Source organism: Pseudomonas sp. F007 (assembly GCF_057814275.1).
Genome location: NZ_JBVATA010000003.1, coordinates 583,179 through 595,766, shown reverse-complemented (window position 1 = coordinate 595,766; position 12,588 = coordinate 583,179). Strand labels below are relative to the sequence as shown.

Sequence of the window (12,588 nt, the reverse complement as noted above, 5' to 3'; positions counted from 1 at the left end):
CTGAATCAGCCGCGACGAATCAGGAACACCCCCGCCAGGATCAACACCAGCCCGGCAATCTTGCCGGAGCTGATGGGCGCCTCGCGAAACCCAGCCCAGCCGAAATGATCCAGGGCCAAGGCCATGCCCAGTTGCCCGGCCAGCACCAGTGCCATGAACAGCATCGCGCCAATGCGCGGCCCGGCGAACGCTGCCGTGGTGATGAAGAAGGCCCCCAGCAAGCCACCACTCCAATGCCACCAGGTCAGGCCCTTGAGCGCGCTCAGGCTCGGCGTTTCGCGCTGGATCAGCATCAGCACCAGCAAGGCCAGGGTGCCGACAAAAAACGAGATCAGGGCAGCGGCCAGCACGCTGGACACCTGCTTGGCCAACTGACCATTGATACCGGCTTGCAGCGGCAAAAACGCCCCGGCAATCAACGGCAGACAAAGTAACCACCAGACAGGTGCCGGCATGCTGTTCTCCAACGAAAAGATGTGGCGCGCAGTATAGCGTCCGCAGCCGGCTGCTTAATTGTGCTTATCACTTAAGTGGGGAAAGTCCTCAGCGGTTTATCCAGCGCCTTGATTTACAGCGGTTTTTTTCCGCACCACCGGCCTCCCTTATCGAAAGACCTAATACCAACTGCAGAGTGGAATACAACACCACGAGGATTAGAACTGTATGCGACGGACGAGGCATTGCCGGCATTCAGAACCGGCAGGCCATCGAATCAGTGATCGTGGTATCAGGTGCAAGGACAATCCTCATGAACACGCGCGTTTGGTTGAAGGCAAGTACGGCATTGGCCCTGGTCCTCAGTCTCGGCCTGGCCGGTTGCAGCAGTGGCGGTGGCGGCCATCACAGCACCTCGGGCAGCTCATCCCCCGATGGCGCTGCCGGGGCGGCGGGCGGTGACGGCTCCGGCGGATCGGCTGGCAGTGGCGATGGCACGGCCGGTACCGGTGGCACGGGTGGCAGCATTGGCGGCGGAGCGGGTGATGGCACCGCAGGCACCGGCGGTGGAACCGGCGGGGGCACAACCAATCCGGGCGGCGACGGTGGCGGCACGAATCCTGGCGGCGGCAACGGTGGCGGTACAACAACCCCAGGACTGACCACCAGCAATGTGATCAGCGATATCGGCAAAACTGTGAGTGGCGTCGGCGATGGCGTGACCCAGATTGGTAACGGTGCCGCCACGGTGCCGGTGGTCGGTGGCGTCGTGCAAAGCGTGACCAACACCACCGGCAATGTGGTGGGCAGCGTAGGTGACGACCTGAGCAATGGCCTGGGCAAACTCGGCAGCGATCCCCAGGCGGTGAGCAAGACCACGGCAGTGGCCGGCCATGTGGTGACCGATGTCGGCAATGGCGTCACCGACCTCAGCGGCAAGCTGACCACTGCCACCGGCAGCATTCCCTTGGTGGGAGGCGTGATCTCCAAAGTCGACCCCGTGCTCGGCGGCGTCGGTGAAAAAGTCAGCATGCTCGGCGACACCCTGACCACTGTCACCAGCAAGGGACCGCTGGGCTCGCTCAGTGACCAGGCCGGCAACAAAGTGCTGGTGCCGGTGGTGACCCTGACTGAAGGCCTGACCGGCAAGGTTGCCGGCGCCACCGGGCTGAGCGCTCCGGTCAGCGGCCTGCTCAATGGCGTCAGCGGTGGCGTCGCCGATCTGGGCGGCAAGGTCAAGACGGCGGGCAACGGCAATCCGCTGACTGACACCACCGGCACCGCGCTGACCAACGTCGCCACTACCCTGCACACCTCCACCGGCCTGGTGGCAACGCCCGGCAATGGCGCAAACGGCAGCGGCGTGCTGGAAACTGTCGGCGGCGCCGTGCTCAACCTGGGCAATGGCTTGAATGCCGGCAACAACAATCCGCTGGTCAGTTCGGCGGCCGTCACCGCGGGTACGGGCGGTTCGCTGGTGGCCACGGTCGGCCCGGTACTGGGCGGCTCCGGCGTGGCCAACACCGCCGCCACCGCGCCATTGGCCGGTGCCGGAAATGCCCTCGGCACCGCGCTCAACCCGGTCACCAGTGGCGTCGCCAGCGTGACCCAGACCGTTGGCAGCGCCACCGGACTGGGTGCTCCAGTCGCCGGTCTCACCGCTCAAGCCGGGGCCGCAGTGAGCAGCGTCGGCGCCAACATCGCCGGCGCTGCACCCAACCCGGTAACCCAGGCCGTCGGCAACACCCTGGGCGCGGTCGGCACCCTGACCAACGGCACCGGCAGCGGTGGCCTGACTGGCGGGCTCGGTGGACTCACCGGCAACAGACACTAACGCTGCACCTGACCGGTTCGCCGGCCGCCCTTTCAGCGCCTACGCTTGGTTGCAGGTGGAAAGCCCCACAGGCTTTCCACCTTTTCTTCAAGGGGCCTGTTGCTCCCAATCGCTTGAGGGATCAATGGACTGAAGCTCCTCTGGCGAGGCTGCCGTTTCGACCAAGGAGTGTCCTATGCGCGCTATTGCTTGCCTGCTGGTTTTCACCTGCTGCAGCTACACCCACGCTGATTCCCTGCCCAGCTACCTCAACACCAACCAGACCACCCGCAACCTGCCAGTTCCCAACCTGCCCACCGACGCCTACCGCCCGGCCGCCGCGCCCTTGCAGATGCCGCAGCCCGCGGCCAGCGCCGCCCAGCCGTTGACCATGGGCACCACGCTGACCATTCGCAAGCTGCAGATCGAGGGCGGCACCCGCTACCCCCTGAGCGAAGTGGGCAAGGTCTACCAACCGCTAGTGGGCCATCCGATTACCGTCGGCGAATTGATCGAGGCGACCCGCAGCGTCACCCGTCGTTATCAGGACGACGGCTACCTGCTGTCCTATGCCTATCTGCCGCAGCAATCCTTCGACCAGGGCCTGGTGCGCGTGGTGCTGGTGGAGGGCTACATCAAGGATTACCAACTGCAAGGCGACATCGGCCGCTCCCGGGCGCTGCTCGACAAACTGGTGGCCAAGCTCAGGGCCGAACGACCGCTGACGCGCAAGACCTTCGAGCGCTACACCACCCTGATGAACCGGATTCCAGGCGTTAGCCTGCAAGCCCAGGTGCCGCCGCCCGGCACCACCGATGGCGCCACCTACCTGGTGGCCGAGGCCAGTCGCAAACCCTGGACCAGCAGCCTGAGCACCACCGCCGACAACCGCAAAGGCACCCAGGCGCTGCTGGGTGTCAGCAGCAATTCACAGACCGCGATGGGCGAGCAGTTGAGCCTCAGCGGCCTGTTTCCACCGGGCGACGACGAGGAAAAGTACTACCGCCTGGACTACAGCCAATTCCTCAATGCCGAAGGTACGCAACTGCTGGTGTCCGGCTCGAGTTACCGCGCCGACCCCGCCACCCTGCTGCGTCTGGACAACGGCCTGCAGCTCAAGTCCCACCGTGAAAATGATCGCTATTCCGTAGGCTTCAATCACCCGCTGATCGCCGCGCCGACCGAGCAACTCAACGCCGGGGCGCGGCTGTATGCGGTGGACGACAAGACCCGCTATCGGGTGGTCGACGATCCCCGGCAGATCAGTCTCAAGACCGATATCCGCGCCCTGGCGTTCGAAGGCGACTGGCGCAAGGCTGATGCGCGGCAACTGCAGATCATCAGCGCCGGCCTGTACCAGGGCATCGACGGCCTGGGCGCGCACAGCGACGATCCGACCTACGACCTCGACTTCTTCCGCCTGCGCTTGTCGGGCGTGCAGAGCAATAGTTTCTTCGAGCACTGGCAAGGGGTGCTGTCGGCGGCGTTGTACTGGAGCGACGACACCCTGCCCGACAGCGAGCGCGCGGTGTTCGGCGGGCAGAATTTCGGCCGTGGTTATCCCGACGACCAGGCCTCCGGCGACAAGGGCTGGGGCGCGGCCTATGAGGTGAACTACAGCTTCAATCGCGACAGCAGATGGCTGCGGATCCTGCAGCCCTATGTGGTACTGGACCGGGCGAAAACCTGGTTCAACACGTTGCCGATCCAGGGCAGCGACCTGTCCTCCGTGGCCCTGGGCCTGCGCTTTGGCGATGGCAAGTACTACAACGTTGCGCTGGAGGCCGGCAAGGCGATGTCGGATGAAGCGCTGGATACGTTCAACCGGCGGACGCGGTATAGCGTGAGTTTCAGTTATCAGTTGTAGGCGGGCGAAAGGCAAACGACCCGCTCATGGCGGGTCGTTTGGCAGGATCTCAGTGCTGTAGCAGCATCATTTAACCTCGGTACCACCCAACTGTTTGACAACTTGGTTAAGCGTGCCTTTCACCGCATCTCCCAACGGCGTGACAAAAGCGATGACCACCAGCGCAACCATCGCGATGATCAACGCATATTCGATGGCCGATGCGCCTTCGCTGCGACGCATGAACAGCTGTATACGAATGAACAGATACCGCGCGAAATGCAACAACATAGGACCTCTCCTGCCTGGAATATGGCACCCATCAGTTTTCAGTAATTAACCGCATGAACTATCGGATGCGGGAACAAAGTATTCAGCGTCTCCAGCAAGCGAACGTGGTAGATGGGCTTGCGAAACAGATCCAGTACCTGCATCCGCTTCAACTCATCGACATCCTCAACGGCGGCATGCCCTGAGACGACAATGACCGGTAAATATTGGCGGGCTGTGTGCTCGCGCAAACGGCGGATCAGCGACAGACCACTCTCTTCCGGCATGCGCAGATCGGTGATAACCAAAGCGATGTCCGGGTGGCGAGTCAGGTGCTGAAGGGCGAGCTTGACCGAGGTGGCGGTGAAGCAACAAAAGCCCTCACCCTCCAGCAGTTCCGCAAGTTCAAGTAAAGCGTCGTCTTCATCGTCGACCAGAAGTAGCTGTTGACGCTGAAGTGAAGATGCATTCATCGGCAACTCCCATTAGCGAAGAAGCATGGCAACAGCAGACTCACGCCCCTTATATGGGAGTCCCCCCCAACGCAGTAACGACCTTGTTGAAGGTGATTTTTACTGCTCCGCCCAACGCCGGCACAAACAGGATCACTACCAACGCGACCATCGCGATGATCAACGCGTACTCAATGGCTGAGGCGCCCTCGGTCCTGGACATGAACAGCTGAAAGCGAACGTAGAGAGACCGAATGAAGTTAAGGAACATATGACTACTCCTTTGCGCCAGAGCGCATCGTCACGAGGGGCATGATTGCTTTGTGCCACCGGAGCATTGTCAACAAATCCCACCCCAGCAACTGTAAGAAAGGATTAATCACAAAGTGATATCCGCTCCCTTGACGCCGGAAATACGCAGCAAACCAACGCGCGCCATAAATACGTGAGTTATTTTTTTGACCGGTAATGGCATTTTGAAATAGCTGCGCTAACGTCAAATAGCGAAATAGTTGAATGTTCATAGCTGCCTGGACGCGAGCTTACTCGTTGAAACTCAACGAGTAGTCGTGCAGCAGGATAGGGAGAGCCGTCATGAACAGTCGTGTCACCATGGGATTGGCTGGCCTGCTTCTGGTCGCCGCGCTAATTGTCGGGTATTGGGGGCTGGTCCTCAGCCGTCAACCGCAAACCGTCACTGAACCGGTTGTCGCCCCCGTGGCGCCAACGGCCCTGACTGTGGTGGAGCAGAGCGTGGCCAGTGCCGAAGACCAGACCCGCCAGGCCGTGGTCGTCCTGGCCCGTGATGTGCCCGCCTACACCGCCCTCACCGCCGCCGACCTGACCGTGGAAAAACTCCACATCGCCCCCGCCGGCAGCCTCGACAACCTCGACCAGGCCATCGGCCGCACGCCATGGCGGCCACTCAGTGCCGGCACCTGGCTGAGCGACGACAGCTTCGACGCCGGCGGCCCGCTGGCGCGGATGATTCGCAAGGATGAGCGGGCGCTGGCCGTGGCCGTGGACGAAGTCATCAGTGCGGGCGGCCAGTTGATGCCGGGCGATTACGTCGACGTCCTGCTGTTCCTGCGCCAGGACAACATCAACCTGCAGCAATCGGCCCAGATCGCCATCCCGGCCATGCGCGTGCTGGGTGTGGGCGACCAGCTCGGCCTGGCCAACGACGGCAAGCCCGCCAACCCGGCACTGAGCGCCGAAGAAAAACTCAAACAGGAACAACGCCGCGGCGCCGCCCGCACGGTGGTCCTGGCGGTACCGGAACAGCTCTTGAGCCGCTTGATGCTGGCATCCCAGGCGGGCACCTTGCGCCTGGCCGTGCGCAGCAGCGAGGAACAACGCCTGGCCCGTTACTGGGCCGGTGAAAGCGAATCGCCCGCGCGCCTGGATGCCGCGAGCAGCCAACTCCTGCAGTTCAACCAACTGGCCTTCGCCAGCACCCCGAAAAACCCCGTGAGCGCATTGCCGAGCTCAGCCCCTCGTCGCGGAATCGAAGTGATCCGCGGCAACCAGGTCACCCAACAACTTCCCTGATTGCGCAAGGATCCACAGAGATGCCCAGTCGCCTCATGCCACTGCTTGGCCGTGCCAGCTGCGCCCTGTTGCTCGCCAGTTTGCCCATTGATATCGCGATGGCTGCCGCCAGCTCCTGCAGCGCCCTGAACCAATTGCCCGCCACCCTCGAAGTGGGCGAAGGCCTGCAACAACAGATCCAGTCACCCATGGCCATTACCCGCCTGGCCATCGGCGACCCGAAAATCGCCGACGTGCAAACCAGCGGCAACAGCAGCTTCCTGCTCACCGGCATGGCCCCGGGCGCCACCAGCCTGATGGTCTGGACCGCCTGCGCGACGGCGCCACGCCAGAGCATGGTGTTCGTCAAGGGCAAGGCCAGCGTGGCCTTGACCGGCACTCAGCCCTCGGAAGAAGACTTGCTGCCCAGCCAGGTACAGACCGACATCCGCTTCGTCGAAGTCAGCCGCACCAAGCTCAAGGAAGCCTCGGCCTCGGTCTTCGGCACCCGTGGCAACTTCCTGTTCGGCTCACCGCGGACCCTGCCGACCATCGACGGCGTGGTCCAGCCACGGCTACCGGTGAACAACGACCAGTTCAACTTCTCTTGGATTGGCGGCAAGACCCTGGTCATGATCAATGCCCTGGAAGGCAGCGGTTTCGCCTACACCCTCGCCCGCCCCAGCCTGGTGGCGTTGAGCGGGCAGAGCGCAAGTTTTCTGGCCGGCGGTGAAGTGCCGATCCCGGTGCCCAGCTCTGGCAGCGACAACGTGTCGATCGAGTACAAGGAGTTCGGCATTCGCCTGACCCTGACGCCAACCATCGTCGGCCGCAACCGGATCTCGCTCAAAGTCGCGCCGGAAGTCAGCGAACTGGACTTCAGCAACGCCGTGGTCATCGCCGGTACCACCGTGCCAGCGCTGAGCATCCGCCGCACCGACACCAGTATCTCCCTGGCCGATGGCGAGAGCTTCGTCATCAGCGGCTTGATCAGCAGTCGCAACAGCTCGCAGGTCAACAAGTTTCCCGGGCTCGGCGACATCCCGGTGCTCGGCGCGTTCTTTCGTGACTCGACGATCAACCGCGAAGAGCGCGAGTTGCTGATGATCGTCACCCCGCACCTGGTCCAACCGCTGGCCGCCGATGCCCAGTTGCCGTCGCTGCCGGGGGAAAAACTGCGCACCTACGACCCGAACTTCTATCGCATGTTTTTCCTCGAGAACGGTGACTTCGACAAACGCAGTGGACTGTCGCGATGAGCCAGAACCTGAGCCAGACCTTTCTCGCCATCACGCGCAACAACACTGATCTGGAGTGGTTGCAAGGGGCACTGGCGCCGCTGGGCCAGGTGGTGGGCACGGGCACCAGTGACCTCGACGAACTGCTGGCGCTGGTCGACGTGACCTTCGCCAGCCTGGTGTTCGTCGGCCTCGACCGAGAACATGTGGTCGCGCAGTGCGCGATGATCGAAGGCGCGCTGGAAGCCAAGCCGATGCTGGCGATCGTCGCCCTCGGCGATGGCATGGACAACCAACTGGTGCTCAATGCGATGCGCGCCGGGGCGCGGGATTTTGTCGCCTATGGCTCGCGCTCCAGCGAAGTGTCCGGTCTGGTTCGACGCCTGAGCAAACGCTTGCCCGCCGTCGCACCCAATACCCAACTGGGCGGCCTGACCGTGCTCTATGGCGCGCAAAGCAGTGCCGATGGCGCGCTGCTGTCGAGCCACCTGGCACTGGTGGTGCAGCAGAGCGGCCAGCAAACCCTGCTGCTCGACCTCGGCTTGCCACGGGGCGACAGCCTGGCGTTGCTGGGGCTGGAGAGCTCGTTCCATTTCGGCGACGCCCTGCGTCATCTGCGCCGCCTCGATGCGACCCTGATCGACAGCGCGTTCACCAGCGCCGAAGCCGGCCTGCGCATCCTCGCCTCTGCCGACAACGATGAGCCACTGGAACGTACCAGTGCCGCCGAGCTGTACATGCTGCTCAGCGCCCTGCGCCAACATTTCCAGCACATCGTGGTGAACCTCGCCGGTCAACCCGACAGTGAGGCCGTGCGCACTTTCGTCAGCCATTGCGACAAATTGCTCTGGTACACCGACCAGAGCGTGCTCGATTGCCGGCGCAACCTGACGGTGCTCAACCGCTGGCGAGAAAAAGGCATGAAACTCGAGCACGCCAAGCTGTTGGTGGACCGCTATCTGCGCAACGTCGCCCCCGACTCGGACACCCTGGGCAAGACCTTCGGCCTGGAAATCATCGCGACCCTGGCCTACAGCCCGGAAGTGCGGCTCAACGCCAAGAATCAGGGGCTGACTCTGTTCGAACTGGCGCCGCGAGAAAACCTCACCCAGCACCTGCGCACCCTCGGCACCCGCCTGGCCAAGCGTTCCGCTGGCCAGGAAAAACCCAAGGTCAATTGGCTGAACCGCCTGCGAGGCAGCAAATGAACGGCGACAATCTGTTCGGCGCGCAATCGCGCAAAGCGGGCGGCAACCACGATCATGAAAGCCTGAAACTGGTGCTGCACCGGCACATCATCGACGCCATCGAAGAGTCCGGAAAAAACCTGCTGGAAGGCTCCAGATTGGTCCTGACCCAGTTCGTCATGGACAAGGTCGCCGAGTACACCGCGCGTCTGCACCTGGCGATTTCCCGTTATGAAATGGAGCGCCTGGCTGAGGAGATCGTCGACGAACTGACCGGCTTCGGTCCGCTCGAAGTGCTGCTGCGCGACCCGGCGGTGACCGAGATTCTGGTCAATGGTCCGCACCGGGTGTTCATCGAGCGCGATGGCGTGCTGCACCAGAGCGACCTGCGCTTCATCGATGCGCACCACGTCGAGCGGGTCATGCAGCGCATCCTCGCGCCCCTGGGCAGGCGCCTGGACGAGTCTTCGCCGATGGTCGATGCGCGCATGCCCGACGGCAGCCGGGTCAACGCGATCATCCCGCCCATCGCCCTCGACGGCCCCTGCCTGTCGATTCGTAAGTTTCGCAAGGACATGCTCAAGAGCAGTGACCTGGTGGCGATGCAGACCATTGACCAGGCGATGCTGGAGTTTATCCAGGAAGCCGTCGGGCGCCGCTGCAACGTCCTGATCAGCGGCGGCACCGGCACCGGCAAGACCACCCTGCTGAACATTCTCAGCCAGCTGATCAACCCCCACGAACGCCTGGTGACGATCGAAGACATCGCCGAACTGCAATTGAATCACCCGCATGTGGTGCGCCTGGAAACCCGTCCGCCGAATGCCGAGGGCCATGGCGAGGTCAAGGCCAGCGACCTGATCCGCAACGCCCTGCGGATGCGCCCGGACCGGATCATCCTCGGCGAAATTCGCGGCGTCGAAGTACTCGACGTGCTGACCGCGATGAACACCGGTCACGACGGTTCGATGAGCACCGTGCACGCCAACAATGCCCAGGATGCCTTACTGCGCCTGGAGACCCTGGTGGGCCTGACCGGACGGCAGATTGCCGAGCGCACCCTGCGGCAGATGATCTGCGCCGCGCTGGATGTGGTGATCCAGCTCACCCGCATGCCCGATGGCCGCCGTTGCGTCAGCGAGGTGGTCGAAGTGGTGGGCATCCGCGACGACGTCTATGTCACCAACACCCTGTTCCGTCTCGACCGACGCACCGGCTTCGGCTTTCTGCGCGAAGCGGTCAATCCGGCGGGCGACAAGCTGCGGCGCAGCGTCCACCCACAACTGACCTGAGGAGGCGGATCATGGGACCCTGGGTGCTCATCCTGCTGTGCCTGCTGTTGCTGGGCTTGTCGATCCGCCTGTTTTACCAGGGCGTGCGCAAGACCAGCACCGAGCGCGTACTCAACCGCCTGGCCGCAGGGCAGCCGCAACTGATCGTCGAGAAACCGGCGTGGAACAGCCTTGAACGGGCATTCCTGCGCGCCGGACTGGGTGCACCCACGGATCGCCTGGGCCTGTGGTTGCTGCTGTGGGCAGGTGCCATCCTGCTGGGTTTTCTGCTCGGTGGCTGGCCGGGGTTGATGCTGCTGATCCTGCTGCCTCCGCTTGCGCTGCGCCTGTACATTTCCCTGCGTTACCGGCTGCGGCTCAGGCGCATGATCGCGCAGTTGCCGGCGATGCTCGATCACGCCATCCGCAGCCTGAAATCCGGACGAACCCTGGCCGACGCACTCATGGGGGGCATCGACAGCAGCGCCGAACCGCTGAAAAGCGCCTTGGGCCGGGTCCAGCGCAACGTGCAACTGGGGGTCAACCTGCCGGACGCCGTGCACGACTTTGCCGAGCTCTACGACCAGGACGAACTGCGCATGCTGGCCCTCGGACTCAAGGTCAACCACCGTTACGGCGGCAATGCCAGCGAGCTGCTGGAAAACCTGATCAAGCTGATTCGCGAGCGTGAGCAAGGCGCCCGCCAACTGCGCGCCATGACCGGTGAAACCCGCATGACCGCCTGGGTGCTCGGCGTGCTACCGGTGTTGATTGCCGGCTGGTTCATGCTGACCAATCCGGCCTACCTGATGGGCATGTGGAGCGACAGCAGCGGCCAGCACATGCTGCTTGCCGCCGTGAGCCTGGAAGTGTTCGGCTGCCTGGCGCTGTCGCGCATGTTGCGGAGTATTTGAATGGCGATCCTGGCGAGCATCATCCTGCTGTTGGCCGCCGTGGCGCTGCTCCTCGGCAACCTGCTTGCCCAGCGCCGTCGGGCACGCCAGGTCGCGCGTCGCCTGCAGGGCCAGATGTCGCGGGACAACAGCCTGGAAACCTGGATGCGCCAGCTCGGCGACAGCAAGTTCGGCCAACGCTCGGTGAGCATCGATGGTGAAACCCAGACCCTGCTCGCGCGCCTCGGCTGGCGCACCACCAGCGAACGCTCGCTGTTCGCCGCGTTCCAGGTCGGCACGCCGATCCTGGTGCTGGGCTTGGTGGTGTTCCTCCAGGAAGTGTTTTTCCCCGACGCGCAGAATCGCTGGATTGGCCCGGTGCTCGGTGCAGGCGTCGGTTACCTGCTGCCCAAGCGCTGGCTGGCCTACGCCGTGGGTCGCCGGCAGAAGCAGATCGCCCAGGAGATTTCGACCTTTATTCCCCTGCTGAGGATTCTCTTCGAGTCCGGCATGGCCGTGGAGCAGTCGCTGCGAGTGCTCAGCAGCGAGGCACAGAAACTGCTGCCGGAGCTGACCAGCGAGTTGCGTCTGATCCTGGCGCGGGTCGACTCCGGCCTGGAGCTGGGCCTGGAGCTGAATCAGTCCGCCGCGCTGTTGGCGGTGGACGAATACACCGACACCTGCGTGATCCTCCAGCAACTGCTGCAGCAAGGCGGCGGGGCGATGAAGTCGCTGCTGGCGCTCAAGCAGTTGCTCGACGACCGACGCCTGACCCGCCTGCAGGAATACATCTCGAAAATGTCCGCCAAGATGTCGGTGGTGATGATGCTGTTCCTGTTCCCGGCGTTATTGATTGTCCTGGCCGGGCCGGGCTTCACCGCCATCGCCCGGGCCTTTGCGTCCTAGAGGAAAACCGATGAAAGCACTGATTATCGCCACCAGCCTGCTACTGCTCAGCGGCTGCGCCAGCAACGGCCAGACGCCCTGGGCGGCCATCAGCGGCGGCGCCAGTTGCGCCAAGTTGAGCTCCGATCAGGAGCTGGCACTGAACCTGGCCGATGACATGGCCAACGACGGCAAGCTGCACGCCAGCCTGGCCAACCTGGAAAAGCTGCCAGACACCTTGAGCGAAGTGCGCCTGCGCAAGGCCCGGGTCTATCGCCTGCTCGGGCGCAGCGAGGCGGAGCCGCTGTACCGCAGCCTGGTCGGCGGCTGCGTCAGCGCCGAAGCCGAACAAGGCCTGGGACAGTTGTACGCGGCACGCGGCGACAACGGCCAGGCCCAGGCCCACTTGCAGCGTGCGGCACGGCTGGCGCCGACCAACGAGAAAATCCGCAACGACCTCGGCGTGGTCTACCTCAACCAACTGCGCCTGGAGGACGCGCGCTTCGAGTTCCTCACGGCCATTGAACTGAAGCAGGGCGATCCATTGGCGTCGATCAACCTGGTGACCCTGCTGCTCTATCAGGACAACTGGCAGCAGGCCGCCGAAGTGGTCAGCCAGGCCGGCCTGAGTCGCGAGCAGTTCAGCATTGCCCAGGACCGCGCCGAACAACTCAAGGCCCCGCAAAAAGCCAAGGCTGCGGCCGGTGATCAAGTCGCCGCCGTCGCCGAAACCCAGACCAGCCATCTCAAGTAACGCAGTGGAGAAGG

The 12,588-nt window shown here is 63.5% G+C and carries 13 protein-coding genes; 9 read left to right on the top strand and 4 right to left on the bottom strand.

What is annotated here, in order from left to right:
* Positions 1-5: 5 nt before the first annotated feature.
* Positions 6-455 carry a DMT family transporter gene (locus tag ACZYR5_RS10100; protein ID WP_489089490.1) on the bottom strand — a complete coding sequence of 150 codons (450 nt, stop codon included), beginning with the start codon at positions 453-455 and terminating at the stop codon, positions 6-8.
* A 293-nt stretch (positions 456-748) separates the two neighbouring features.
* Between ACZYR5_RS10100 and ACZYR5_RS10095 the strand changes: the two genes are divergently transcribed.
* The gene (locus tag ACZYR5_RS10095; protein ID WP_489089489.1) at positions 749-2,269 is read left to right on the top strand and encodes a collagen-like triple helix repeat-containing protein; all 1,521 of its coding nucleotides are present in this window, start codon (positions 749-751) and stop codon (positions 2,267-2,269) included.
* A gap of 175 nt (positions 2,270-2,444) precedes the next feature.
* Positions 2,445-4,115: a ShlB/FhaC/HecB family hemolysin secretion/activation protein gene (locus ACZYR5_RS10090; RefSeq protein WP_489089488.1), complete on the top strand. Its 1,671-nt coding sequence runs from the start codon at positions 2,445-2,447 to the stop codon at positions 4,113-4,115.
* Between the two features lie 66 nt (positions 4,116-4,181).
* On the opposite strand, the gene ACZYR5_RS10085 is transcribed toward ACZYR5_RS10090, so the two are convergent.
* The 3 genes from ACZYR5_RS10085 to ACZYR5_RS10075 are packed head-to-tail and all read right to left on the bottom strand — an operon-like array spanning position 4,182 to position 5,087.
* Positions 4,182-4,385 carry a Flp family type IVb pilin gene (locus tag ACZYR5_RS10085; protein ID WP_489089487.1) on the bottom strand — a complete coding sequence of 68 codons (204 nt, stop codon included), beginning with the start codon at positions 4,383-4,385 and terminating at the stop codon, positions 4,182-4,184.
* Positions 4,386-4,423: 38 nt separating this feature from the next.
* On the bottom strand, positions 4,424-4,837 hold the full coding sequence (locus ACZYR5_RS10080) for a response regulator (protein ID WP_489089486.1): 414 nt from the start codon (positions 4,835-4,837) through the stop codon (positions 4,424-4,426).
* 49 nt (positions 4,838-4,886) lie between these two features.
* Positions 4,887-5,087, bottom strand: coding sequence for a Flp family type IVb pilin (locus tag ACZYR5_RS10075; protein WP_489089485.1), 201 nt, complete (start codon positions 5,085-5,087; stop codon positions 4,887-4,889).
* A gap of 323 nt (positions 5,088-5,410) precedes the next feature.
* Between ACZYR5_RS10075 and cpaB the strand changes: the two genes are divergently transcribed.
* The 7 genes from cpaB to ACZYR5_RS10040 are packed head-to-tail and all read left to right on the top strand — an operon-like array spanning position 5,411 to position 12,574.
* Positions 5,411-6,367, top strand: coding sequence for a Flp pilus assembly protein CpaB (gene cpaB, locus ACZYR5_RS10070; RefSeq protein WP_489089484.1), 957 nt, complete (start codon positions 5,411-5,413; stop codon positions 6,365-6,367).
* A 35-nt stretch (positions 6,368-6,402) separates the two neighbouring features.
* The gene (locus tag ACZYR5_RS10065) at positions 6,403-7,605 is read left to right on the top strand and encodes a type II and III secretion system protein family protein (RefSeq protein ID WP_489089536.1); all 1,203 of its coding nucleotides are present in this window, start codon (positions 6,403-6,405) and stop codon (positions 7,603-7,605) included.
* Positions 7,602-8,792, top strand: a complete 1,191-nt coding sequence (locus ACZYR5_RS10060) for a CpaE/TadZ family protein (RefSeq protein ID WP_489089483.1) — start codon at positions 7,602-7,604, stop codon at positions 8,790-8,792. Before ACZYR5_RS10065 ends, ACZYR5_RS10060 begins: the two co-directional genes overlap by 4 nt.
* Positions 8,789-10,063, top strand: a complete 1,275-nt coding sequence (locus tag ACZYR5_RS10055) for a TadA family conjugal transfer-associated ATPase (RefSeq protein ID WP_489089482.1) — start codon at positions 8,789-8,791, stop codon at positions 10,061-10,063. Before ACZYR5_RS10060 ends, ACZYR5_RS10055 begins: the two co-directional genes overlap by 4 nt.
* 8 nt (positions 10,064-10,071) lie before the next feature.
* On the top strand, positions 10,072-10,956 hold the full coding sequence (locus ACZYR5_RS10050) for a type II secretion system F family protein (protein WP_489089535.1): 885 nt from the start codon (positions 10,072-10,074) through the stop codon (positions 10,954-10,956).
* Complete coding sequence (locus ACZYR5_RS10045; RefSeq protein WP_489089481.1) at positions 10,957-11,841, top strand: type II secretion system F family protein; 885 nt, start codon at positions 10,957-10,959, stop codon at positions 11,839-11,841. It abuts the gene before it with no gap.
* Positions 11,842-11,851: 10 nt separating this feature from the next.
* Positions 11,852-12,574, top strand: a complete 723-nt coding sequence (locus tag ACZYR5_RS10040; protein WP_489089480.1) for a tetratricopeptide repeat protein — start codon at positions 11,852-11,854, stop codon at positions 12,572-12,574.
* The last annotated feature ends 14 nt before the right edge of the window (positions 12,575-12,588 follow it).